17 protein-coding genes are annotated in these 26,493 nt (G+C 59.2%); 15 read left to right on the forward strand and 2 right to left on the reverse strand.

Translation table 11 applies throughout. From position 1 onward, the window contains the following. The first annotated feature begins 39 nt into the window (after positions 1-39). From ACWUI2_RS19450 to ACWUI2_RS19480, 7 genes are read left to right on the forward strand one after another with little or no spacing between them, the layout of a single operon-like run. A complete protein-coding gene (locus ACWUI2_RS19450) occupies positions 40-822 on the forward strand; it encodes an amidohydrolase family protein (RefSeq protein WP_486984504.1) in 783 nt (260 codons plus the stop codon). After that, positions 812-1,579, forward strand: coding sequence for an amidohydrolase family protein (locus tag ACWUI2_RS19455; protein ID WP_486984505.1), 768 nt, complete (start codon positions 812-814; stop codon positions 1,577-1,579). Before ACWUI2_RS19450 ends, ACWUI2_RS19455 begins: the two co-directional genes overlap by 11 nt. A gap of 26 nt (positions 1,580-1,605) precedes the next feature. Continuing rightward, on the forward strand, positions 1,606-2,283 hold the full coding sequence (locus ACWUI2_RS19460; protein WP_486984506.1) for a type II secretion system protein: 678 nt from the start codon (positions 1,606-1,608) through the stop codon (positions 2,281-2,283). Then, positions 2,280-4,244: a hypothetical protein gene (locus tag ACWUI2_RS19465; protein WP_486984507.1), complete on the forward strand. Its 1,965-nt coding sequence runs from the start codon at positions 2,280-2,282 to the stop codon at positions 4,242-4,244. Before ACWUI2_RS19460 ends, ACWUI2_RS19465 begins: the two co-directional genes overlap by 4 nt. A 4-nt stretch (positions 4,245-4,248) precedes the next feature. Continuing rightward, positions 4,249-8,121 (forward strand): hypothetical protein, encoded by a 3,873-nt coding sequence (locus tag ACWUI2_RS19470; RefSeq protein WP_486984508.1) that lies wholly within the window; start codon positions 4,249-4,251, stop codon positions 8,119-8,121. Further along, entirely contained in the window at positions 8,118-9,146 is a 1,029-nt protein-coding gene (locus ACWUI2_RS19475) for a dienelactone hydrolase family protein (protein WP_486984509.1), read from the forward strand. Before ACWUI2_RS19470 ends, ACWUI2_RS19475 begins: the two co-directional genes overlap by 4 nt. A gap of 25 nt (positions 9,147-9,171) precedes the next feature. Then, a complete protein-coding gene (locus ACWUI2_RS19480; protein WP_486984510.1) occupies positions 9,172-10,431 on the forward strand; it encodes a DegT/DnrJ/EryC1/StrS family aminotransferase in 1,260 nt (419 codons plus the stop codon). Here ACWUI2_RS19480 and ACWUI2_RS19485 read toward each other — a convergent pair. Beyond that, positions 10,415-13,090 carry an MGH1-like glycoside hydrolase domain-containing protein gene (locus ACWUI2_RS19485; RefSeq protein ID WP_486984511.1) on the reverse strand — a complete coding sequence of 892 codons (2,676 nt, stop codon included), beginning with the start codon at positions 13,088-13,090 and terminating at the stop codon, positions 10,415-10,417. The two genes, ACWUI2_RS19480 and ACWUI2_RS19485, sit on opposite strands and share 17 nt — an antisense overlap. 122 nt (positions 13,091-13,212) lie before the next feature. Here ACWUI2_RS19485 and ACWUI2_RS19490 point away from each other — a divergent pair, with 122 nt between their 5' ends. The 8 genes from ACWUI2_RS19490 (at position 13,213) to ACWUI2_RS19525 (ending at position 25,250) form a co-directional block, all read left to right on the forward strand. Then, positions 13,213-14,133: an amidohydrolase family protein gene (locus ACWUI2_RS19490; protein WP_486984512.1), complete on the forward strand. Its 921-nt coding sequence runs from the start codon at positions 13,213-13,215 to the stop codon at positions 14,131-14,133. Between the two features lie 246 nt (positions 14,134-14,379). After that, a complete protein-coding gene (locus ACWUI2_RS19495) occupies positions 14,380-16,314 on the forward strand; it encodes a hypothetical protein (RefSeq protein ID WP_486984513.1) in 1,935 nt (644 codons plus the stop codon). Positions 16,315-16,359: 45 nt separating this feature from the next. Continuing rightward, on the forward strand, positions 16,360-17,034 hold the full coding sequence (locus tag ACWUI2_RS19500; RefSeq protein ID WP_486984514.1) for a type II secretion system protein: 675 nt from the start codon (positions 16,360-16,362) through the stop codon (positions 17,032-17,034). After that, the gene (locus ACWUI2_RS19505; protein ID WP_486984515.1) at positions 17,018-18,142 is read left to right on the forward strand and encodes a sialidase family protein; all 1,125 of its coding nucleotides are present in this window, start codon (positions 17,018-17,020) and stop codon (positions 18,140-18,142) included. Before ACWUI2_RS19500 ends, ACWUI2_RS19505 begins: the two co-directional genes overlap by 17 nt. 28 nt (positions 18,143-18,170) lie before the next feature. Beyond that, positions 18,171-21,692, forward strand: coding sequence for a sialidase family protein (locus ACWUI2_RS19510; protein ID WP_486984516.1), 3,522 nt, complete (start codon positions 18,171-18,173; stop codon positions 21,690-21,692). 124 nt (positions 21,693-21,816) lie between these two features. Beyond that, on the forward strand, positions 21,817-22,932 hold the full coding sequence (locus tag ACWUI2_RS19515) for a sialidase family protein (RefSeq protein ID WP_486984517.1): 1,116 nt from the start codon (positions 21,817-21,819) through the stop codon (positions 22,930-22,932). A 5-nt stretch (positions 22,933-22,937) separates the two neighbouring features. Further along, entirely contained in the window at positions 22,938-24,248 is a 1,311-nt protein-coding gene (locus tag ACWUI2_RS19520) for a sialidase family protein (protein ID WP_486984518.1), read from the forward strand. 105 nt (positions 24,249-24,353) lie between these two features. After that, entirely contained in the window at positions 24,354-25,250 is an 897-nt protein-coding gene (locus ACWUI2_RS19525; RefSeq protein WP_486984519.1) for a LamG domain-containing protein, read from the forward strand. A 79-nt stretch (positions 25,251-25,329) separates the two neighbouring features. Here ACWUI2_RS19525 and ACWUI2_RS19530 read toward each other — a convergent pair whose 3' ends face one another. Next, on the reverse strand, positions 25,330-26,451 hold the full coding sequence (locus ACWUI2_RS19530) for a dienelactone hydrolase family protein (RefSeq protein WP_486984520.1): 1,122 nt from the start codon (positions 26,449-26,451) through the stop codon (positions 25,330-25,332). Positions 26,452-26,493: the final 42 nt, after the last annotated feature.

The following is a 26,493-nucleotide window of genomic DNA, read 5'->3' on the forward strand; positions in this document are numbered from 1 at the left end:
CGACTCGGGATAAACGATATAACGGGAAAGAAACCGAAGGTGATTGTCGATTGTCATGTGCATCCCGACTGGGATTGGCCGGCGATAGCGGCGGCGGCGAAGCGGCATCGCATCGACCGTCTCTGCCTCTTCTCGATCGCCAGCCAACCGCTGGAAGGGGAGAAGGCCGGGGAGCCGTGGAATCCGCCTCCGAAGCGGGTTTGCCGGGCCAACGATCATGTCGCCCGGCTCTTGGCCGCCAATCCCGGCAACACCTACGGTTTCTGTTTCCTGAATCCCCGGGATCCAGTCTTTTTCCGCGAGGAACTGGTCCGCTGTATCGCGGAGGGACCGTTCATCGGGATCAAATTATGGATCTCCTGCAAAGCCACCGATCCGCGGGTCGGGGAGGTGGCCGAGCTCGCCGGGAAGCACGGGGTGCCGGTGCTGCTCCATTGCTGGAATAAAACCACCGGCAACCTGATCCATGAATCGGACTCCCGCGACATTGCCGCGTTGGCCCGGGAGCATCCGGAAACCCGCCTGATCGCGGCCCACCTGACCGGCATCGGGGAGCGGGGACTCGCGGATCTCGCGCCCCTGCCGAACGTCCTGGTCGATACCTCGGGCGGCGAGCCGGAAACCGGCATTTTGGAGCTCGCCCTGAAGGAACTCGGGGCCGAGCGCATCTTATACGGATCCGACGCGCCGATCCGCGACTTCGGGTCGGCGTTGGGGCGGGTTCTCGACTGCCGGATGACCGCGGAAGAACGGATGGCGATCCTTGGCGGAAACTTTCTGCGGCAGATCGCTCGAAAAACAGAGGTAGCGCATGTGGTTTGATTGCAACACCTTCTTCGGCAACTGGCCCTTTCGCGAGCTCCCGGCCGCGACCGATTTAAAACGTTTTCGCGAGGAGACGTGGCGGAATGGAATCGTCCACTGTTGGGTCTCCCCCATGGAGGCCTTTTTCCACCTCGATCCCGTCGCCGACAACGAGCGTTTGGGAGAGCGACTGGCGGAGATCGACGGCGCGAAGCTCCTGCCGGTGATCCATCCGTTCGTCCGCGGCGACTCTTGGATCGGCCGGCCCGGGGTCGCTCCCGGTTGCCGCTTGGCCCCGGGTTGTCACCGTTTTCGGTTGAACGATCCGGCCCTCGACCGGTGGATCGCAGACCTCGACCCGGCCTGCCGGATCATCGTGGTGACCCTGCGGTTGATCGACCGGCGCAGTCACGCCGGGGCGTTCCTGTCGGACGAGACGCCGATCGAAGATCTTTTTGGGTTGGCGGAGCGGCATCCCGACCGGCGTTTTCTGGCGACCGGCGCGACCACCGGAGAGATAATCCGGGAGCCGGAGCGGTTTCCCAATCTCTTCTACGAAACTTCGTTCATCGATGGTTTGGACGGTGTGGCGAAGGCCTTTGCCGCGACCGGTGGACGAATTGTTTTCGGGTCGGCGTCCCCCCTCTTTTATTCGCTCGCCGCCCGGCGGAAAGTTGAATTCTGCTCGCTCGGAACGGAAGAGATCAACCGGATCGCCGCCGGTTCTCTTATATTCGAGGACACCCCTGAATTTTCATCGGAACATTCCTTGTGACCTGTTAACTCAAATCGATATAGCTCATGACATACTCATCCAATCCATCACCCAACCGAGCTTTCACTCTCATCGAGCTCCTCACCGTCATCGCCATCATCGGAATCCTCGCCGCGATCCTGATTCCGGTCGTGGGGGCGGTCCGGGAATCGGCCCGGAAGTCGGTCTGCGCCTCCAATCTCCGGGAGATCGGCGCGGCCTTGCACTTGCATGCGAACGACCACAACGACCGGTTTCCCGGCTTTTGGCAGGACGACCGGGGGAGTTTCGGTCCGGCAACCAACGGCGGCAGCGGCAACGGGGGCGGACCGCACGAAAAATTGCGGGCCCGGGGTTACGTCGACACCACCGATATCTTCTTTTGTCCGGCGGACATGGTCCGGCGGCCGACCCGCGACGAAAACGGCTGGGCGGCGAATCCGGAGCAGGGGAACACCGCCACCACCCACACCGGTTATTTCCAGGTCTTTGGAACCGGGGCCGACTCGGGCGCGGTGGGACGGTTGATCCCGCGGGCCCGGGCCACCCATGATCCCCGGGCGATCGTCGCGTCCGACCAATGGACCTACGGACCGTTCAGTGCGTTTCACGAAAGCGGAGGCATTAACGTCCTGCGTCTCGGCGGGAGCGTCGAGTGGTACGCGGAGAGTCAGTTGGTCAACCGCAACGCTGGCGTCAGCATGTATCGGGATCTCGAAGAATGAGTTGTCGCGAAATTTCGATCCATCCTTGTTTCAACCGATTGCGGAAAGCCGTCCAAGCCGTCGCACCTATGTTGATCGCTTCCTTGTTTCTTTCATCGGCCAGCCACCTTCCGGGGGAGGTCCTGCAAAACCATGGCCGTCCCGCCGCCATTTCCGAAAGCCGGGGGGTGATCGCCGCGGCCGACGGCCAAGGGGAGCCGTTGATCCTCACGCTGCCGATGGACCGTTTCGCGGGGGAGTTGCGTTCGTCGCTTTTGATCATCGATCCGAAGGACGGGACGAGCGAGCAGTTCTGGTATCCAGATGATGGAGTCGCTTCGGGGCCTCCGTTCCACTTGATGTTCTCCTCGAAGGGGCGGTTTTACACCATGTTCGGCGAGACCTTCCTGGAGTTCGACCTCGACGCCCGGGAATGGCGGTTCGCCGAGGAGAAGATCGGGGGAATGGCGATGTCGCTCGCGGAGGGACCGGACGGCACGATCTACACCGCGATTTTCCCGACATCGACCTTGTTCGCCTACGACCCGGAGAAGAAGAAACTGACCCGGTTGGCCCGTTTGGATGAGCGGGAGCAATATCCCTCGTCGTTGATCGCGACCCGGGATGGCTGGATCTACTCCGGGGTCGGCAACGCCCGGAGCGATGTGGTCGCCTACCGTCTCTCCGACGGAACCATTCGTTCGCTCACCCCGGATGCGGACCGTCGGACCGGTCACGGTCAGGTCCTGCTCGGGAACGATGGGCGGGCTTACGGCAAACTGCATGCGGCCGACTCCCAATGGTATCGGTTTGAAAACGGCGCGGCCCATCCGGTGGATGCGGGGGCGGTCCCGGCGATCCGGGAGACCGGGGCGACCCGTTGGCAGGGAATGCTGCGCGACTTTCCGAACGGCTGGTATCTCTCCAAATTCGATCTGCCGAATCACACCTATGAGGTGATCAAGTCGAACGGACAGCGGATCAACGGAACCTTCGACTACGAATCGGTGGGAGCCGAAATCTCGTCGATCACCATCGGACCGAACGGAAAGCTTTTTGGATCGACCTCCCATCCGATGCGCCTTTGGAACTTCGATTTGGCCGCCGGCAAAGTGTCCGACGTCGGGGCGGTTCGCCCGATCGGGGGAGGGAACATCCCTGATTTCGCCCGCAAAGGAAACCTGTTGGTCGGAGCTTCCTATTCGCAAGGCGATCTGTGGATTTATGACACGGAACGTCCCTTCGATGGACGGGGAATCGCCGAAGCGAACCCTCGGCCCTCCGCCAATTTCCGGCCGCACGTGCAGCGTCCGCGGGTGACCTTTCTCCATCCCGACGGCCGTACCGTTTTCGCCGCCGGGTTCCCGGGGTATGGAAGCACCGGCGGGGGGATGTTGGTTTATGACTTGGAGCGGGATGAGACGGTCGGGCAACTCACCCCTGAGGAGTTGATCCCGGGGCAAAGCACGATCGCATTGCGGGCGCTCTCCAACGGCATCCTCGTCGGCGGCACCAGCATCCTCACTCCCGGTGGAGGACACCAGATGGCCGACCAGGCCGAAGTGTATTGGCTGGATTGGGACAAACGGTCGGTCCTGAGCCGGGTGGTCCCGGTCGACGGAGCCCGCGAAGTCATCAGTCTGGCCGTCATGAACAACGATCGGGTCATCGGCATCACCCGCGAATCGGTCTTGTTCTCCATTGAGGGAGCTTCCCCCGACAAAGGCGTCTCGAACCGGCGCGACTTGCTCGAATACGGGTCACCCGTCCGTCGGGGCGGGGGCACCCTGCTGAAATCCGAAGACCGCACGCGCCTTTGGGTGATGTTGTCCAACGCCTTGGTCGAGATCGATCCCGGCAGTTTGGAAACGATCGCCGTCCGCAAGCTCGAAGTCGCGCCGACCGCCGGAGGGGCGTTGGTGAATGGACGGGTCTATTTCAGCAACAGCTCGGATCTCTGGAGCGTTGCCTTGCCGGAGTGAGAGAATGACCCTCCGCCGGGCATTCCTGGTCGCGCTCTCGGTTGCTCTCACAATCACCGTCGTCACGGGATTGCCGGCGCAGATTTCCTCTTGGGAAAGCAATGCCTCCGGCGACTACCGGGAACCGGCCAATTGGCAGCACGGTTTGGTTCCCGAGGCCTCCCGTGCGGCGCAGTTCACCTTGGTCGATGGCACCTATACGGTCCGTCTGACCCAGGATGAAACGCTCGGACGGTTTTTCAACCGCGGCGGCAATGTCACCTTTGATCTAAACGGCCACACCTGGACCATCCTCGCCGAAATCGACGCCAACTCGGCGAACTTCGACAGCGGATTCTCGCCAAGCACCACGATCTTCACCGGCGGCCGTGTTTGGAACGCGGGGGCGGCCAACATCGGGGGGAGCAACACCGGCATGCCGCGCCACCTCATCCTCGCCGGACCGGACTTGGCATGGGAAAACTCCGGTGTTTTCCGGATCGGGACCAACACGCCGTATGGCGGCAACAGTGTGAGTCATCACAGTTTGACGGTGCGGGACGGCGCCGAACTCTTCGTGAACGGCGCCGAACTGTTGATCGCACCGAACTCCGGGGGCAGCCACAATGTCGTCAAGGTGACCGGCGCGGGTTCCAACCTCACCACCAGCCTGAACGTCATGATCGGACCCCGCACCTCCGGGGCCGGCAGTGGAAACTTGCTCCGGGTGGAGAAGGGCGGAAGTATCCAGATTTTGGGGATGCAGGTCGGCCGGGGTGACAACCACTCCAATCGGTTGGAAATCGCCCACGAAAGCAGCCTTTTCCATGCCGCCTTCATCCAGCTCGGTTCCAACGCCTCCACCCGGAACATCCTCGAACAAACCGGCGGGATGTTGCTCGTCGATGGGAGTCGCGGACTTGGGGTGACCTATCTTCTGCTGGCGACCGATGCGAACGAAGCCCGCTTCCTCGGCGGGGAAACGATCATCACCCGCACCGACGGCACCGCCTACATGCGGGCGGTCGGTGGCAGCGCGATCCTGATCGATGGCGGAAAGGTCACGGTCGACGACATCCGCCGCCTCGCGGGCGATGGGGAAATCCGTTTCGATTCCGGGAGGTTGAGCATCCGGTCGGCCCAATACAGTGCCGCATCCGCTCCGTTTGTCGTGGGGGACGGCGCGGGTTCCCGAGCCATTTTGCATTTGTCCGGGGGAACGTATGAGTTCGGTGCCAACTCCGGGCTGGTGATCGCCTCCGATGGCGAGCTGACCGGCGACGGAGTCATCCAAGGATCGGTGACCGTGGAAGGAACCTTGGGCGGCGACGGGGAGATCGCCGTGAACGGCGACGTAGTGTTCGCCCAAGGGGGAAGCCTGAAAATCGACCTGACATCGCTGGTCGCGAGGCCGCTGCAAGTTTCCGGCGCGCTTCGTCTCGACGGTGGGGAACTTGAACTGGTAGCGAGCCCGGGCTGGATTCCGGAGATCGGACGAACCTTCACGGTGGTTTCATGGAACGGTGGCCGGAGCGGTTCGTTCGCCAATGCGGCCCAAGGTGAACGGATCGAACTCGGCGATGCGCTTTTGCGGGTCGATTATTCCGGTGGAAATCTCACCCTGACCGTGGTCGATCCCGATGCCCGGGGCTCCGAAACGTTTTCCGCCTGGATCGCCCGGATGGGAGTCTCCGGCGACCAATCCGGTCCGCCCGGCGATCCGGCCGGCGACGGGGTGAGCAACCTTTTCAAATACGCGGTCGCACTCGATCCCTTGACCCCCGTTTCGGCGGCCGCGCTTTTTGGAATCGGATGGATCCACGACGAGGGCGACGATTATCTCTCGATCGCCGTGGACCGCGATCCCGCTGCCGTGGAGGCGACTCTGTGGGCGGAAGTCTCCGACAACCTACGTGATTGGCGACGCGGGGAAGAGCACGTGACGGTGGCGGAGGAAACCCCGCGGCGGATCGTTTTCCGCGACCGGGTGAAAAGAAGTGAATCCGAGAGACGGTTCATCCGACTCCGGGCTTCATTGACCCATCTTCTGGAGTATCATGGCCGGCCGACCGCCATCTCCGAAGCCCGCGGTGTGATCGCGACGGCCGACGGTCAGGGCAATCCGTTGATCCTGGCCCTGCCGATGGACCGCTTCGAAGAGGAATTGCGTTCCTCGCTCCTGATCATCGATCCAATCACCGGAGCGAGCGAGCAGTATTGGTATCCCCATGACCAAGTCGCGTCGGGCGCTCCTTTCCATCTGATGGTTTCATCGACCGGACGGTTCTACACCATGTTCGACCAAACCTTTCTCGAGTTTGATATCGACGCCCGCGAGTGGCGATTCGCGCAAGAGAGAATCGGAGGAATGGCGATGTCGTTCGCCGAAGGAACGGACGGACGGATCTTCACCGCGATCTATCCGACTTCGACCCTGTTTGTTTACGACCCGGACGCGAAACGATTGACCCAATTAGCCCGGTTGGACAACCAGGAGCAATATCCCTCCTCGCTGGCGGCGGCGGCGGACGGCTGGGTTTACGCCGGGGTCGGCAATGCCCGGAACAACGTGGTCGCGTATCGACTCTCCAATGGCACACTCCGTTCGCTCGCTCCGGAGGCGGAACGCAGGACCGGGTTCGGGCAGGCCTCTCTCGGGGTCGACGGCCGGGCCTACGGGAAACTGCATGCGGCCGACGACCAGTGGTATCGGTTCGAGAACGGAACGGCCCATGCGGTCCCGGCGAATGAGGTGCCCGCATTCCGCGACACCGGCGCCACTCGATGGCAAGGGATGCTGACCGACTTTCCGAACGGATGGCGTCTCACCAAATTCGACCTTTCGAACCGAATCTATGAGGTCACCACCTCGTCCGGCCAACGGCTGAGCGGCAGCTTCGACTACGAATCGGTTGGCGCGGAAATTTCGTCAATTATCGAAGGCCCCGGGGGCAAGCTATTTGGCTCGACCTCCCATCCGATGCGCTTTTGGAGGTTCGACCTCTTCGGGGGCGACTTGCTGGACATGGGAGCGGTCCAACCGATAGAAGGAGGGAATATTCCGGATTTCGCCCGCAAGGGAGATCTGCTGTTCGGAGCCTCCTATTCGCAAGGGGATCTCTGGATTTATGACGCCAATCGAAGCTTCGATGGACGGGGAACCGTCGGGGCCAACCCGCGCCTGGCCTCCCATCATCGACCCCATGTGCAACGCCCGAGGGTCACTTTCCTCCATCCCGACGGACGGACCATCTTCGTCGGCGGATTTCCCGGCTACGGAAGCACCGGCGGAGGCCTGCTCGTTTTCGATTTGCAGAGAAACGTCACCATCGGGCGGCTCACTCACGAGGAGTTGATTCCATGGCAAAGCACCATCGCCTTGCAGGCCCTTTCCAATGGCGTGCTCGTCGGCGGAACCAGCATTCTGGCCCCCGGTGGAGGCCATCAAATCGCCGACCAGGCGGAGGTGTATTGGTTCGATTGGGACGAGAAGTCCGTATTGAAACGCCTGGTGCCCGTCGAAGGCGCCCGGGAAATCGTCAGTTTGGCGGTCATGGAGGACGACCGGGTCATCGGGATCACCCAAGGATCGGTTTTGTTTGCGATCGACGGAGCGAATCCTGACGGAGGCGTGTTGGTCCGGCGCGAATTCGCCGAGTTCGGTAATCCCGCCCGCCGCGGCGGACGAACCTTGATCCCCTCCGAGGACGGAACCCGGCTTTGGGTGGTGCTGTCGGATGCCTTGCTGGAAGTCGATACCGCAAGCCTTGAACCCGTCGCCGTGCGGGAACTCGAAGTCTCTCCGACCGCCCTCGGGGCTTTGGTGAATGGACGCCTTTATTATGGCAACAGCTCGGATCTCTGGAGCGTCGCCCTGCCGGAACGAACAATAGAATGAACTCGAAAGCAGCCAAACTCTTGATCGGTCCCCACGGAACTCCCATTGAGGAGTCGTCCGGATGGACTGCGAAACGCGAGGAGATTCGAACCCGCGTGACTCCATATCTCGGAACTCCCGAGGAGATCGTGTCCCCGGTTCCCGAGTATCGGATTCTCGACCGTTTCAAAGAGAATGAAATTGAGCATCTAAAGATCGAATACCAGGTGGAAGCCGACGAACCGGTGCGAGCCTATCTTCTCCTGCCACCGGAGGAACGGAGGAAGAACGGCGCCGCCATGCTTTGCCTCCATGGAACATCGCCTGACGGGAAAGAAGGGCAGATCGGTCGAGGAACGAAGCCGCGGCGGGATTACGCCCGCTACCTGGCCGAACGGGGATACATCACGCTGGCTCCCGATCATCTGGCGGCGGGAGAACGGATCGCCGATGGAGAGAAGGCTTTCGATACCGCGCGATTTTATCAAAAACATCCCCGTTGGTCGGCGGTCGGGAAGGCGATCTGGGACGGAAGGCGAGCTCTCGACATTCTCGAACGAATCGAAGGAGTCGACTCGCGGAAGATCGGGGCGGTCGGGCACTCGCTCGGGGGGCATGGCAGCATGTTCCTCGCGGCGTTCGACGAACGGGTCGCCGCGGCGGTTTCCAGTTGCGGTTTGGCGGTCTGGCAAAACAACCCGCAACGGCTGCAATGGGCGCGGGAGGAGTGGTACGTTTACTTTCCGGCCTTGAGGAAGCCGTTCCAGGAAAGCGAAACGCCTCCCTTCGACCTCCATGAATTGGCGGCATTGATCGCGCCGCGTCCGTTTTTGAATCTCTCCGGCCTGGGCGATCCGATGTATGGCAACAACGAAGCTCTCGGTGAAGCCGGCTTCGAACTGCATCAGGTGTATTCGTTGCTCGGACACGGCGAACGGGTCGGCAATTTTCTTTTCGGCGGCGGGCACGAGGTTCCCGAATACGGCCGCGCTCTCACCGCCGCGTGGTTCGACCGCTGGCTGGTCGACGGAGAACTCTCCTCTTAACTCACCCAAATTGAAAACGAAAACTATGAAAACGATCGATCAAGAAAACGAAACGACACTCGCAATCGACGGAGGCAAACCGGCGGTGGGCGCACCCGCTCCGGCGCTCGTCCGTTGGGACGACCAGGAACGACGCCAGTTGTCCGAAATGATCGGACAACCCTCCCTGTTTTATTGGAACGGACCGCAAACCAAGTTGTTGGTCGAGCGGTTCCGGAAACATTATCCCCTGGAGTTTGTGATGCCGTGCTCGTCCGGGACGGCGGCGATCCATATCGCTATCCAAGCGGCGGGAATCGAACCGGGAGATGAAGTGATCACCTCGCCTATCACCGACATGGGGACGGTCACCGGAATTCTTTACCAGCAAGGGGTGCCGGTCTTCGCCGACCTGGAAGCCGCCAGTTCGAATCTCGATCCGGCCGACGTCGCGGCGAAAATCACTCCGAAGACCAAGGCGATTCTGGCGGTTCACCTGGCGGGCAATCCTTGCCGGTTGGACGAACTCCGGGCCCTCTGCGACCAGCACGATTTGGTGTTGATCGAAGACTGCGCCCAGGCGTGGGGAAGTTGCTACCGAGGAAAACCAGTCGGGACCGTAGGGGACATCGGATGTTTTTCGCTCAATGATTTCAAGCATATCGGTTCCGGTGACGGAGGGGTGGTGGCGACGAACTCCCGGAAGTTCGGTGAGCGCCTTCAAATGTATGGAGATAAAGGATACGACCGGGTCAAAGGAACCCGTTCCCCGGCGTTTCTGGCCCCGAACTATCGGATCAGCGAACCGCAGTCCGCGATCGCGGCAGTCCAGATGGAACGGTTGGTGGAGATCACCTCGCGGCGCCGCGAACTCGGCGATCTGCTCACCCGGGAGATTGCCGGGTTGGACGGCTTGCTCCCGCACGGAGTCGATCCCGAGGACGCCTGCAGTTACTGGTTCTATCTCTTCCGCTTCGATCCCGAGCGGTTTCGTTGCGACCGGGATCAATTCTCGAAGGCGCTGGTGGCAGAAGGGGTTCCCGCCACTCCGGGCTACATCCCGACTCCGTTGTACCGTTATCCGGTGTTCCAGAACCACAACTTCTTCGGAGGACGGTGGCCGATCAAGGAACTTGGACTGACTTCGATGGACTACACGAAGGTCCATTTGCCGGAATCGGAAGCCATTCTCCGCACATCGATCAAAATCGGCATCAACCAAGCGATGGACACCGATTATGTCCGGACTTTGGCCGTCGCGATGAAAAAGGTTTGGCGGGCCTACTCCGTCACGACCGGGAAATAACCACGCTTTCGAAGGCTGCCGTGGTTTCAAGCGTGAAACCGAGGCAGCCTTCTTCGTCGGATTGACAACGGAAAGTCTCGCCGCGCCATTGGATCGAATAGGTTCCCGGTTCCCCCATCACGGCGAGGAAACCCGAGGGTCCGGGAGCGTGCGGATTCGCCACCTCGGCTGTGAGGCGCTGGTTGTTCGGATCGTATTCAACCTTTCGGCACAGCGTATCGAATCCGCCGGTGAGGCGTCCGGCTTCGAAGACCGCTTCGTAAAGCGGAATCACGGGGAGGGCCAGCGCGCTGAAGTGCGGCGTTCCGATTCCCCGTTCGGTGGCGATGTGCAACGCCTCGAAGGTTTGGCCCCGGTGGGAGGCAACGGCGTTCTTCCACGCATCGGCAACCGCGCGGGCGAGGCGGAGGGCCAAGTCGAACTCGCCGCAATCGAGAAATGCCTTGAAGAAGAACCATTGATGGGCGATCCAGACCGAGCCGTTCCAATAGCCGCCATTGGAGAAATACGAGGCGCTTTGGTCGACGGTGGAAAGTCCGATCCGGGTCCAGAGTCGGCGTTCGTCCCGGCAATGGCCGAGAAGGGTGTCGCGAATCTTTCCCGGAGGAAGGCCGGCGACCAACGGTGAAACGCCGTCGAGTCCGCAGTTGAAATTGCTTCCGTCGGGCGCCCGGAGGTGTTCTTTGGTTTCGTCGATCACATAACCGAAGTATCCCGAACGGTCGTCCCAACTGAGTTGGAGCAGCGCGTCGAGAAACCGGCTCGCATCCCGTTCGTATTCGGCGACGTCGTCGTCCAAGTCGAGCGCGCTCGCGGCGAGGGCCATGATTTTGGATACGCGGGCGGTGTAGGCGGTGTTGGCGACCGGGCTCATGGTGCGGCCAAGGTCTTCCTCCGCCACATGGGCCTGCGCCGGGTAGTCGTCCCAACCGGCGGAGTTGTAAAAATAGGGCCACGGACAAAGGAGGCCGGTGCCGAACAGGTCCATGAGCGAATCCTCTTTTCCCGCCATGAACCGGTAGTATCTGCGCATTTTTGGATACATCGAGCGAAGGACTTCGACATCGCCAGTGCGTTGGTAGATCTCCCACCAGGCGAACGGTTGCGTCGGCAGAACGCTGCCGTGCAGGACCAGCGGTTTCGGGTCATCGGGGAGCGGCAGGTAGGCGTTGATATTTTCTAGCGACCGTTGCGGATCGTGGGAGACAAGCCCGAGACTTTGAATGCCGGCGTCCCATTGATACAGCGTAGGGAAGAACGCTCCCGGAGTGAAATATTTCACCCGCTCGCTCAGGAAATCCTGCGGATAACAAACGGTGGTGTAGGCGGCGGCGATCACCGCTTGGAGGCTTGGTTGGAACTCGGGACGGGAGGCGTGGAAACTCTTATTTCGGTTTCGAGTGTCGGCGGCTGGAGTGGCGTCGAGTGTTTCGCGAAGTTTGGCCCTGAGTCCCGTCGGCGAATCGGCGAAACCGATGGCGGCGCGGAGGGTGAGGGTGCTTCCGGCGGGGCAAAGGAGGGGACGCAGGTCGCCGACCAGGTGTTCGTTTTCCCGGTCGAAGATCCGGTCGCGGGTCCAATAACGTGAGACCGATCCGAGTCGGCGGTAATGGGCGGCCGGATCTCCGGCGGAAAATTTCCAGACATGGAAGGGGACGTCCGACTGGGGGAGAGTCACGCAAACGCCGTACCATCGGTCCGGGGAAAGAGGGGAACGGAGGGCGAAAAAATCGTCCTCGACGTGACGCTCCAAGTTCGGTTCGAAAGGCCGGACGCGGATCCGTCTGTCGCTCGCGGGATCTCCTTCATTTTGCAGCAGGAAAAATCCGTCGACGAAGAGTTCGCCGTCCGGAGTTCCATCAGGAAGCTCCAAGGCGAACGGATGACTTCCGGCATCGCAGCCGGGGAAAGGAAGTTCGGCGAAACGAAGCGCGCCGGGAGCGAGTGCGGGACCGGTGGGGGCGAGTTGGATCGACAGGGGTTTCCCGCCGAAAAACAACCGGGGGTGGACTGGTTTACTTCCGGTGAAGGCGTAGCGAATCGCGAGTCGACCGGCGGGCATGCCGGACGGGAGGGGCCAATTCCATTCGGCCCGGGCGCCGGGTTGCGCGGTGAAGGCGGGACCGAGGGCGAGGCGTTCTACGAAGAGCCCGGACGGGATGGTTCCTTCGCGGCATTGGTCGACGCCGGTCGAGGGGAGCGATCGGTTGAGCGACGCGTAGCGATGGGCCGGCAGGAACGATTCACCGGGGGCCAGATCGAGCTCCGTGATCGGATCCTCCTTCTGAAACCCGAGGGCGAAGTCGAGACGGAAGGCGATCTCGCGTGGGCCGCCGTTTTGAAAATCGATGGTGGCCAAGCGGCGGTCGGGCCAAACGCCCGTCACGGTGACGTCGGCCTGGCAATCCGGATCCATGAGAAAACGAATCTGGTAGGAACCGAGATCGCGGTCGGCCGCGACCGGTGTCACGTTCCAGGAATCGCGTTTGTCCGGAAAGTGAATTCGCTCCGCGTGAATCCCGGGAATGAAGATGCATTCGAACAGTCGACCCACGGCCGGATCGGCGATATGCGACAAGGCGAACGAGTCCTTGGAATAGGGACCCCATTCCGGCAGGGAAAGGTCCCGGGTTCGCTCCAGGCGAGAATAATCGAGCATCCTTTTACGAAACCAAAATGGAGGGTTTGTGTCGAGAGAGTGGTGACAAAATTTCCGGTTATTCGTTTGCCCCGATCACCCGGTTTCGATAGATCTCGGATTCGTTGAATTTAAGTCGCAGCATGGATTCGAAAACATCGCAAAATCGTCCAAAAAAAATCGTCGACACGCATCAACATGTGTTTTGGCACGGCCGGGACGATCGGGGGTTGATCGCCGACATGGACGCCCATGGCATCGAGTACGCCTGGCTGTTGAGTTGGGAGATCGCGCCGTTCGAGGACGCCGCCCCTTACCATGGCGTGCTCAACCCGGTCCATGTTCGTTCCGACGGCACCCATCCGGGAATTCCGCTGTCGGATTTGATCCTCGCCCGTGACCGGTATCCCGGACGCTTCCTTCTCGGATATTGTCCGCATCCGCTGCTAGGCGACGCTCCGGCGTTGTTGCGTGCGGCGGCGAAGATCCATGGGGTGCGTGTCTGCGGGGAATGGAAGTTCCGGATACCGTTCGACGATCCCCGGTCGTTGGAACTTTTCCGGGCCGCCGGAGAGTTGGAGATGCCGGTCGTCCTGCACCTCGACATCCCGTACCGGAAGACCGCCGAGGGCGGGATCGAGTATCAGAACAATTGGTATGGAGGAACGGTGGAAAACCTCGCCCGAGCCTTGGAGGCCGTTCCGGAGACGAAGTTCGTCGGTCACGCCCCCGGGTTTTGGCGGGAGATCAGCGGCGACGCGGCGGATGACCCCGCCCTTTATCCGAATGGGAAGGTGGTCGAGGGCGGGAAGCTTTACGACCTGTTCGATCGGTATCCAAATCTATATGCTGATCTTTCGGCCGGATCGGCGTTGCAAGCGCTGAAGCGGGATCCCGGTCATGCCGTTCGGTTTCTGACCCGATACCAGGACCGGCTGTTGTTCGGGCGGGATTATTACGAGCGCGATCTGTTTACCTTTCTGGAGGGACTTTCCCTACCGGCCGAGGTGCTGGAAAAAATTTGTTATCGCAACGCTGAAGGCTTGGTTCCGGTTCGAGAGTAAACGACGCGGACCGGGGGCAGAGACCGACGGGCGAGGTAACGCGCATTTGCTATGTTTCTATAACATGTTAAATTCATTGAACATCCGGGTGAGAGGGAGTTTATTCGGGTTCGTTGTAGCACTAACGTTGCAGCAAGCCCGAAAATCACTATGCGCGTCTCATCTCTTTCCCTCCTTGCCCTTGCAAGCGCTTCCTTGACCTTCGCGGGACCTCCCGTACCCGCCGCTGTTCCGGGGGACTTTCCCGTGACTGACGGCTTGGTTTCGTACCTCGACAGCGACTCGATCTATGTGGATGGCGGTCGGGTCTTTCGCATGTTGGATCGGTCCGGTTCCGGGAACGACGCCGTTGAAATCGGATTCCAGCAACCGGTAGCCCCCGTGCTGATATCCGAGGCCACCCCGACCGGATTGGATGCCGTTCGTTTCGATGGGGTCGGTGGCTACATGGATGTTGGACCAAACCCGGAAGATTTCGATGGGAAGGGGATGACGACATTCGTGGTTTTTCGGGCGAACAGATTGAGCATTGGACGGATGATCAACTCAGGTTACGCGACGCTCAATCCGGATGATCCCGAATCCCCGGCGAACTTCAAAGTTCACGGTATGATGGCGCGCGATGTTGATCGGTTGATGGTTCAAAACCGCAGTCTCACCGGTGGTGCGGTCGCGGCCTCCTCACCATCAGTTGTCAAGACCGGTGAGTTTTATCTCGGCGTGAATTACCTGCTCGAAAACGGAGAGATGCTGGCGATCATCCGGGATGTCGCCAATAACCGCTCGGTGGGCGATGGGTCGGGTGCGACCTCTGATCCTCAAGGTCACCAATTGACCCGGATCGGAGCCGGATCCGTCTTGCGGGGACCGACGCCGGAGGAGTTCTTCGACGGTGATATCGCGGCGGTTTTGGTTTACAACCGGACATTGGATCCGTTCGAGTTGCTCGACGTGGAGGAGTTTTTGCAGAATGCGTATCTGGGCAATGGAATTCCCGTTGAACAGCTGGAGAGTCCGCCGGTGACGAGTGGATTGGTCTTGCATCTCCACGCGGGAAATGTGGTGACAGAAGACGAATTCGTGAAGGAGATGCTGGACGTTTCCGGCCGGAGTAATCATGCCGAAGCGTTTGTGGTCGAAGATCTTCCCCGTCCAGCTCCGGTGCTGGTATCGGCGGCGACTCCGAGTGGGCGGGATGCGCTGCAGTTCGATGGGTCAAGTCAGTACCTGCAGATCGAAGGAAATCCGGATGATTTCGATCGACGTGAAATGACTATGTTCGCGATTTTCCGTCCCGAGGCTTTCGGGACCGGGCGCATTCTTACTTCCGGCTATCTCACGACCAATCCGGATGATCCAAGTGTGTTGGCCAATTACCGATTGCACGGGATGTTCAATCAAAATGGCGACAACGGACGGATGCTTCTCCAGAACCGGAACCTGGCGGGCGACGGCCGCAGCGCCTCCTCGGGCAACGGCTCGATCTCTCTCGGGGAATTTTATCTGGGGGTGAATCATTTGGAGGAAAACGGAAACTTCCAGGCGATCGTCCGAAACTCATCGAACCAACGCATCACTGGAAACGGCACGTTGGCCGACGCCAACCCTGTCGATCATCAACTGACCCGGATCGGAGCCGGTTCGCAATTCCGCAATGCCGGGGTGACGGACTACTTTAACGGTTACATCGCAGCTGTCGTGATTTTCAACCGGGCTTTGACCGGAAGCGAGCTCGAGGCGGTGGAGGAGTATTTGTATAATGAATACTTAAAGTCGGCCGATACGGGCGCGGATTTTGATAGTTGGATTGCCGGTTTCGACGTTCCTGTCGAATTGAGGGGACCGGGCGATGATGCCAGCGGGGACGGAATCACCAACTTGCAGAAATACGCATTCGGTCTGGATCCATTGGCGGCTTCCCGCGCGGGTTTGCCGGAAACCTTCTGGGAAGAGGTCGACGGCTTGGAGCGCTTGACGATGGTGGTCACGAAGAACCCGGACGCGGTCGTCGATTTCGGATTTGAAACCAGCGTTGACCTGGTCGATTGGGCTGTCGACGAGGGGGAGATTGAAATTGTGGAGGACTCACCGGAGATGATAAAGATACGCTTGGCGCCTTCTTCCGGGGACGAATCCCGAAAATTCCTTCGGTTGCGTCTCGCCTTGCCGGAGATCGAGTGATCGGTAATGAAGCGTAAATTGTAACCTTTGAAACAGGATAATAATATGACCATGACAAAACGAATGCACGTCTCCAAGGCGTTTACCCTGATCGAATTGTTGACGGTGATTGCGATCATCGCGATCCTTGCGGCAATCTTGATCCCGGTGGTGGGCAAAGTGCGGGAATCGGCGAGGAGCACGGGTTGCCGAAGTAACTTGCGGCAAATTGGAATCGCCATCCATGCTTTCGCTACAGACAACGACGATTATCTGCCCGGACCTTCGACGATCTATATCACGCCCCAATCCGGTGGAGGCCTTGCAGATCCCCTGATGTCGTATTTCGGACTTCCGGAAATGGATAACGATCAGATCATTGATATCCTGATTTGTCCGACCTATGCCACTCGTGTGGATATCGCTAATATCGCTCGCCCCCGCGCTTATCGGACCAATGATAGCCAGCGTGATTTTGTCGGCTTTCGGATCTATCCGTTGGGTCATCAACGCACCGATGGAGCGGATAATATTCCGGTTGGGCGATACAATCAATTGTCGGAAACGATTCCGGCCAGTCGCCTTTGGTTGATCACCGACTCCGATGGGCGACCGACGAACGTGAATTTGGAAGCGATGGTAATGACTCCGATGCACGAAACTTCCCGCAATTACCTTTTTCTCGACGGACATGTGGAATCCAAATCCGCCGCGGAGTATACCTATGACCGAGGGTGGTGATCATCGTAAATCCTCGGGAATCTGTCTTGCCGTTCTCCTGATTGGAACGGTTTCCGTTGGTTGGTCCGCCGTATTCGCCGCTCCGGTCGCGGACCACGTTCCCGTTTACCATGAACCGGGGCGGTTCGCTGGATGGCCCGCCAACCACGGCGCCTGGTCCTGGGGGGATGAGATTTTGGTTGGATTTGTGCGGGGCGATCACCTTGACCGCGGACCGGACCGCCACGCGCTCGATCCAGACCGTCCTCGCCGACACCTGTTGGCGCGAAGTCTCGACGGCGGGGTGACCTGGTCGATCGAAGGTGAGCGAGGATCGCCTCTCTTTCCTTCGTCGCCGCTTCGATCGTTGGAGCAACCGATCGATTTCGGGCATCCCGATCTCGCTTTCACGTTGCGGGGACGAAATCCCGCCCGATTTTATTTTTCATATGATCGGGGAAGAGACTGGGCAGGCCCTCACGCATTGCCTGACTTCGGAGCACCCTGGATTTCGGGGAGGACCGACTATCTGGTGCGCGACGACCGGAGTATTCAACTTTTTTTGACAGCGGGAAAGTCCGATGGCAGGGAAGGAAGAACCTTGTGCGCGGGGACCCGCGATGGTGGTCAGACCTGGGAGCTTCTCTCCTGGATTGGCCCGGAGCCGGAAGGGTTTCAAATCATGACATCGACAGTCGATCTCGACGGAGGGGATCTGCTGACGGCAGTTCGCCGGAGGGAGGGAAGCCATCGCTGGATCGAGACCTATCGATCGAGGAATCAAGGAAAGACCTGGTCCAGCGGCGGAAACGTGACGGGAGAGATTGGCGAAGGAAATCCGCCCAGTCTAATCCGGCTCCGTGACGACCGGCTGCTTCTGACCTACGGTTACCGGGCCGAACCTTTTGGGATGCGTGCGAGATTAAGCGACGATGAGGGCGGAACATGGAGTGCCGAAATCATTCTGCGCGACGATGCCGCGGGGTGGGACATCGGCTATCCTCGATCGGTTCAGCGCGCGGACGGACGGATTGTCACCCTGTATTATTATTTCGATCACGAGACCGGTCCGGAACGATATATCGCTGCCACGATCTGGGACCCTGATTCATTTTCTACCCAAAAATAACCTGATGACTCATCGTGAAACTTGAGAGATGAGGCGGCTTTATTTATTCCTGTCGGTTCTAGCGATCCTGCTTTCTCTTTTCGTTGGCACGGAGCGGGCGGAGGCCCAGGCGAGTTTGCTGGCTTGGAATAACCAGGGGCTGACCGAGTCGCAGCCGGTATTGGCTCCGTCCTCGCAGCATTCGGGAATCTCGGTGTATTCTCTTCTCTCGCTGGGACCGGGGCTTGAGCCGGGTTCGCTCACTAACGCCTGGGGGTCCTCGAATGTATTCGACCGGACCTCCAAGGAGGCGGCGATCGAGGCGGGCCAGTATTTCACGGTTCACTTCGGTCCGTCCCAAGGGGAAACCGTCGTCTCATTGGAACGCATTCGTTTCAACCTGCGGATCACGCAAGCAGCGTATGAGAATCCTGAATACGAGGTGCAGATGATCTGGCAATACAGCTTGAACGGGGTGACGTTTACGGATATCGGATTGCAGCCTTATGCGTTGTCGCCTGAGGCGACCGGTGCCTGGCATACGAGCGGCGTCGCTTTTAATCGGTTTCTTGGGGGAATCCCGATATTTCAGGATTCGGACTTCCATTATGTTTTCCGTCTGGTGGCGTGGTTGCAAAAGAAGGAGGGAGAAGTGCCGGGGGACATCGCGCCGGCCTCCCACCGGTTCGCCCTGAATCTCGGGCGGCGGTCGGGAAACGATCTCGATTTCATCGGGACGGTGACCGCGGCGGGTGCCGAACGTTTGATCGGGTGGAATCCGGATGGCCTAAGCGGGTCTTCTGCATCTTTCGAGCCGACCACGCTCGCCCCGACTGTCGTGGTTCATTCTCCGCTCTCGCTGGGGCCGGGACTCGCCGAAGGCGGTTTGTCGAACGCCTGGGGATCCGGAACCCAATTCAACCAGACCTCCATGGAGGCGGCTGTCGCCCAGGGACAGTACTTCAGTTTTGAAGTTGGGGTGTCGAATGAGAGTGAGGCTTTGCGGCTTCGTCGACTGCACATGAATGTGCGGTTGGTGGAAGAAGTGTATGTGGCAGGATCGGTTCGGTTTGTTTGGCAATACCGGGTGGGCACCGGTGGATATCAGACGATCGGGGTTCCGCAATCGATTTCGCCCGAAACAACGGGCCCATGGGATACCGATGGGGTGACGATGCCGAGCGTTGATCTATTCGGGGAGGTGGTTCCTTTGCAGATTCTGGACAAAATCACCTTTCGCCTGGTGGCCTGGACCGTGGAGCCGGGGAGTTTTTCGTTCAGCATAGGGAGAAAAACGGGAGATGATTTGGCGTTGAGTGGAGTTGTGGTGCCGGCCGTGAGCGGTCCCGAATCGGTTCCCGGCGTCTTGATTTCGCAAGTGCCCACGCCGCCGGATCGAGGGTATGTCGCGTCACCCTCAATTACCATTTTGTCCGACGGGAGTTATATCGCGTCGCATGATTTATTCGGTCCGAATACGCAGGAGGATACCGTCAGAATCTTTCGGTCGGAGGACCGCGGCGAAACGTGGAGCCGTGTATCGACGCTTTACGGACAATTTTGGTCGACGGTTTTTTCTCATGGGGACGATTTGTATATGTATGGGTACACCCAGGGAGCCCAACCGCGTTCGACTACGATTCGCCGGTCGTTGGACCGGGGTATAACCTGGAGTGATGCGGTCATAATCCGGGAGGGGGGAGGTGGCACGCCCAACACCCCTGCAATATTCGCTGGGCGGCTTTGGATTGCCCGGAGCGGAACTCAGGCGATGTCGGCGCCGGTCGACGCCGATTTGTTGAACCCGGCGTCGTGGTCTTTAACCCCGGTGGTTCCGTCGTCGACGAATTGGTTGAATGGTGCGTTCGATTTCTGGAGCGAAGCGCAGATTGTGGCCGCTCCGCATACCGGGGTCGTCGTTTTGCCCAAGGTTCACAATCTTCCCTATACCGGACGTATCCGGGTGACCGGTCCGGTGAGTCCATCGGTCTTCAATCCGGCCACCGATTTCAGCTTTTTCCCGGGAGGGGAGAAGAAGTTTGGCGTTCAATACGATTCCATTTCCGGGCGATTCTTTGCCCTGAGCAATCCGGTTTTGGAGGAGCACGCCAACGATCCGGTTTGGGGGGATTCTCCCGCGATGATCCGGAACGCCGCGGCCATTCTGTCGTCGCCTGATCTGATCGATTGGAAAGTGGAAGAAATTTTTCTCTACTCTCCGAACCTCGATTACGAAGCATTCCAATATTTGAATTTCGCGATCGATGGGGAGGATTTGGCGGTCGTGTCACGAACGGCATTCGATGTGGGAGGAGTGAAACCGACCCGTGGACACGATTCGAATTTGATCACTTTTCATCGGATTGAGAATTTCCGTGATTTCGTCCGTGGCGACGTTCAGATACCGAAACATTTTCCCGTGATGGCCGGATTGGTCGCCTATTTGGATAGTGATACGGTCGAGGTTGAGGACGGGCGGGTGATTCGCATGATCGATCAGTCGGGGTTCGGGAATCATGCGAACGAAAAGCAGGGATCCGGTCCGATTTCGGTGGCTGGCGCGACGCCGAGCGGTCGGCCTGTCTTGGAATTCGACGGGTTAGGAACCTTTCTGGAGATCGGGGAAAACAGGGCGGATTTCGATCGATCCGGGATGACGATGCTAACGGTGTTCCGGGCGCGGTCGTATGGGGTGGGGAGGATTTTAAACTCAGGTTACCTTACCACCGATCCGGAGAATCCGTCCGGGCCGGTGAACTACCGTCTTCATGGCATGTTCACTCCGAACGGCGAGGGAGGGAGGCTGGTTCTTCAGAACCGGGATCGTTCGGGGAGTCCCCGCGGAGCCACCTCCGGTCCCGGTAGCGTGGAGTTGGAGGAGTTTTACGTCGGAGTGAATCATTTGAGGGACGATGGTCAGGTGGAGGCGGTTGTCCTGGATTCCGCAAAGGTTCGTTTCGCCGGGAGCGGAACCGGGGCGAATGCGGTTCCGCGCCAACATCAATTTACCCGGGTAGGTGCCGGATCGGAGTTGCACGGTCCGGGGGTGGTCGATCACTTCCACGGAGATGTCGCGGCGGTGGTCATATTCAATCGGGCTCTGGAAACCGATGAATTGGAGGAAGTGGAAATGTATTTGTGGAATAAATACATGATTCTGGATTCGGCGGTGGTGAGTTTCGAAGAATGGATTGCGGGATTCGATCTCCCCCAGGAACTACGAGGACCCGGCGCGGATGCGAGCGGAGACGGAGTCACCAATCTCCATAAATACGCGTTTGGCCTGGATCCGTCGCAATCTTCCCGTGATGGTTTGCCTACGGTATCCTGGGAAGGGGAGGGAGAAGGGCGTTCATTGAAGCTCAGGATTCCGAAGAACCCGGTGGCCGCGGTTGATATTGTGGTGGAAACCAGCCGGGATTTGGTCGAATGGAGTTTCGACGAGACCGAATTTGAAGTCGTTGAGGAATCCGCGGACGAGTTGGTCGTCCGCCTCTTTCCGGTTCCGGGGACTTCCGGGCGTGGCTTTGTGCGGGTGAGGATTCTCTCGCGTGATCTGGAAAATTTCTAAACCAATGATGATGACAAATCGAATACAAATAAACTTTAGGAAATGGATTGCCTGCGCATCGCTTGCCGGTGTTGTCGCGGGGAGTGGGGCAACGCTCTGCGCCGACGAATTCGATGATCCGGCGATGAGTCCTCCGGCGGTGATTATGGATCCGTTCGTCAGTCAGTATGGCGATGGAGTGCGGCAGTTCCAGGGAATCCCTGGAATCGAGCGCGCTGCCAACGGGCGGCTCTGGGCGACGTGGTACGCGAACAACATTGAGCCGGATGAAGGGCCCGACAACTACGTTGTGCTGGCGACCAGCGGTGACGACGGCGAAAGTTGGTCGCGGGCGACTTTGGTGGTCGACGGTGAAGGTCCGGTTCGGCCGTTTGATCCGGTTTTGTGGATCGATCCTGCGGGGAAGATGTGGCTCTTTTGGACGCAAGCCCACACCTTTTGGGACGGACGCGGGGGTGTCTGGGCGATCACCACGGAGAATCCGGAAGACGAGCGTCCGACCTGGACACCGGCCCGGCGACTTTTCAACGGGGTGATGATGAACAAACCGACGGTGTTGTCGAATGGGGATTGGCTGGCGCCAGCCGCGGTCTGGACGATCCGGGTTTCGACGACTGGGCGGCGGGCGATTTCCGACGAGCGCGCGATCTCTCTCACTCCGGATGAGATGTTTTCCAACGCGATTCGGTCCCGCGACGGTGGAGAGACGTGGGAGCTCATCGGACAGGCGGATGTACCGGAAAGAACGTATGATGAGCAGATGTTTGTCGAGCGTGAAGATGGATCTATTTGGCAATTGGTACGGACGCGATATGGTATTGGGGAGAGTTTTTCCACGGATGGCGGCGTGACGTGGACGCCGGGAGAACCGTCGGCGATTGATCACGTCAGCGCCCGTTTTTTCATACGTCGCCTCAACTCCGGAAATCTTCTTTTGATCAAGCACAGTCCGCCTGAGGACGATCGCCGCCGGTCGCATTTGACCGCGTATGTATCGGAGGATGATGGAGAAACCTGGACCGGAGGACTTCTTCTCGATGAACGATTTGGTGTCTCTTACCCGGACGCCGTTGAGACCGGCGAAGGATTGATCTACGCGATCTATGATTTCGATCGCAAAGAAGAGATGAAGATATTGATGGCGGTTTTCACCGAGGAAGACGTTGTTGCTGGGGAATCGGTCTCTGCGGCCGCCCGTTTGAGAGTCTTGGTGAACCAGGCAGGTGTAACTATTAAATGAATACAATGATGAGAATCACATTTAAGAAAGTCCTGGCCCTTGCGCTGTCTTTGGGGATGGTCGCGACTTCGACCCTTGCCTCTGGATCGGCGGGACAAACCGCGCTGCGACCGGTCGGACCTTTGGCCCAGGAACACGTCGTTGTGGCGACCGCACCGAACCTGCGGGAGGCGCCTTACGCCTACAATCCCGGTTTGACCCGGTTGCCGAATGGACGGCTGGTGGCCACCTACAGTCTGGGGCGGGGCTTTATTTCGATTTCCGACGACGGGGGCCAGTCCTGGGAGGCCCGCGGCAATTTTCCCTTCCGCCACGCCAGGCCATTCGTCGCGGGAGAATCGGTTTACATTCTCGGGCATTCCGGCGATTTGATGGTGATCCGGAGCGACGATTGGGGAGAGACCTGGTCCGCTCCGGTGAAGTTGACGGAAGGGGACGATTGGCATCAAGCCCCGTGCAATGTCCATTACGCCAATGGGAACGTGTATTTGGTGATGGAGCGGCGAGACATTCCTGAAGGATTTCGCGGATGGCCGGTGAAGCATATTGCCCCGGTTTTGATGCGGGCGAATGTGAACGCCGATCTGACGAAACGGGAGTCCTGGACTTTCGCCTCCGAACTGTATTTTCGCGACGCGGTGGACCCGGAGAAACTCGACTACTTCGGCGTGCCGTTTTATCCCCATGAGCCGGAACGGTCAGTGGTGATCCATGGAGTGCGCCGAATGAATCCACCGGGTTGGCTGGAGGCGAACGTGGTGCAGATCGTCGATCCGAATCACTTTTGGTATGACCCGGACGGAAGAACCTTTCATCTCTACATGCGGGCCAACACCGGAATGACGAATATCGGTGCGATCGCAAAGGTGGTCGAGCAGGCGGATGGGACGATGACCACAATGTTGGAGAGAGCGCCGTCGGGGAGGTCGTTGGTCTTTTTGCCTCTGCCAGGCGGACAGATGAAGTTCCATATTCTCTGGGATCAAGAAACGGAACTTTACTGGCTTCTGAGCACCCAATCGGTCGACAGCATGACCCGTCCGGAACGTTTGGGCCCCGACCGATTCTCTTTGGCGGACAACGAACGGCAGCGCCTTCAACTTCATTTTTCGCGGAACGCAGTCGACTGGTCCTTCGCCGGCATCGTGGCGGAAGGGGAAACGCCGAAGGAAGCCCGTCATTACGCCAGTATGGTGATCGATGGAGGTAACCTCCACATATTGAGCCGCTCCGGCGATTCGGACGCCCGGTCGGCTCACAATACCAATTTGATCACGTTTCATACGGTCCGGGATTTCCGGACCTTGGTTTATTGAGTCTTGAAAAGATTTTTGTTGCCAGGAGTCGACGCGCCTGTTGGAAATAACGTTGCAGCATGAACCAACGTTGGTGCAATTCACTCTGACCATTACTCACCCATTATGAAAAAACTATCCTTCATTCTCGTCGCCTCCGTGGCTTTGGCGCCGTTCGCAATTGAAAGGGCCGAAGCCGCCAATCTTCTCCATCATTGGTTGTTGAACGATAATCTCACGACCCTGTCGCCTGATTATGAGCCCGAAGAGGATCGGGCCGTGGCGGTCTCCCTGGTGAACCAGGTTTCGACCGGAAGTCAGGCGGGACAGTTCGTGAAGGGAACGACGGTCAGCGACCCCGCTCCTTTATCGGCTCCGGCTCCTACGGGAGCGGCGGCCAATGGATCGACCGGGGCGGTTGGAACCGCCTTCAAGGATTCCCATATCGAGTTGGGGGCGATCGCGCCGGGTACCGATCCCTTTACCATCTCTCTTTGGTTCAATCGGGATGGATCCGCCTCCACCGAAGGGTTGCACAATCAATTCCACATTATCGGGGCAAACCAGGGCCAGGCGAATCGATGGAGTCTTCATGCTCAAAACCTGAATGCCTCCACCGGTCAGTTCGCCCTCAGTTTTTTTCATCACGGGGGATGGAACAATGGCAGTAACTCGGCGACCTTAGGCCAACTCCAAAGCGATACCTGGTATCATGTCGCGATGACGCGGGGGGCGGATGACTCCTTCGTCATTTATCTCGACGGCGTAGCGGTGGTCACCGGGACCAATCCCAATTCATTTACTCAAGGGGATAATGGCGTGGTTGTCGGCCGGGATGCTGTATTGAGAGAGACCACCAACTGGAGCTTCCTCGGGTTGTTCGATGACATTCGGTTTTATGACGATGCACTCACCGCGGAACAAGTCGCATCTCTGGTGATTCCCGAACCATCGACTTACGCCGCAATTCTTAGCGGGTTCGCCCTCTTCGGAGCCCTTTTGCTCCGCCGGCGGCGGAGCTGAAGCCATATGTTTGGCAAGCCTCCGGTCGTCGGAACAACGGCGCGGAGGTTTTGCTTTTCGGGGCGAGACGAGGCGACGATCATGAAGCGGGCGGGTGAGGCTGGTCGATCCCGCGATGCAGCAGGAAATATTCGAAGAATTCCACGATTTGGCGGCATGATTTCGCGTCGGGGCTGTGACACGGACGGTTGGCCATGCCGACTCGGCCGGAGTAGCCCAGAAGTTTGTTCACGGCGATGGAGTGATTGAGCGCTTTCCAGCGGGTGGGAGGATCCTCCGACCCAGCCGAAACAAAGAAAGGGCGTGGGGCCATCAAGGCATGGAGTTCGTGCAGGTCCCGGTGGTGGGCGAGGAGTTCCAGGTAAAGGCCATAGGCCGGGTTCTCCGCGGTGATCAAACCACGTCGCCGCCAAGGTGGAGGATGATAGCCGAGGTACCACGGTTCCCAGTAATTCACTGCTCCGCGGTTGTCGAAGACGATTCCGGGATCCGACCAGGCCGCGCACGCGAACTGGTCGAAAAGACAGGACGCGAACATCGCCCATTTTCCCCCGAAAGAATGGCCGGTGATGCCGATGCGACTGGCGTCGACCTCCGGACGTGCCGCGAGAGCGCGCCAGGCGTTAGCCGCGGCGTATCCGAGCATTGACAGGGGCTGGATTTCCGCCTTTTCGAGGCTGGGATGGTATAGGGCGAAGGTCTTTGCTTTTGTGGCTTCCGAGGTTCCCAGGGAAAGGGTGACGAAACCGCGTTTGGCCAGCCGGTAGGCGTAATCCCGGTATGGGCGGTTGAGGCCGATGGCCGATTCGGGTTCGTAGTAAACGACGACGACCGCGGCGTGGGGCCCGTCTCCATCGGGTATCAAGAGGTATCCTTCGGTGGACTCGCCGGGAGTCCACTGGAAGCGGACGCGTTTTTGGCTGAAGTTTTCCCGGCGTTCTTCGGCGACTATGGTCAACTCCTGATCTTCGATCAACGGCGGCCATTCTCCCATCCAAGTTTGCCATAGCCGCCGCAATTCCTCCTGTCGTTTCGCCCAGTCGCGCGCCGTTTTTACCGGACTTCCGTTTTCAAAGGTGGTGAGGGATCGGAAATCGCCAAAATCCCTCGCGAATTCCGCGGGAGGCGCGAATAGCGGCGCGATCTTCCTCCAGGCGGATTCCTTGGATTCGTTTCCCATGGTCTGATCAACGAGGCTCATTGAGTATTGGTTGCATAAATTGATGGGTCATTGGGTGAGACG

The organism is Verruconatronum alginivorum (genome assembly GCF_056590205.1).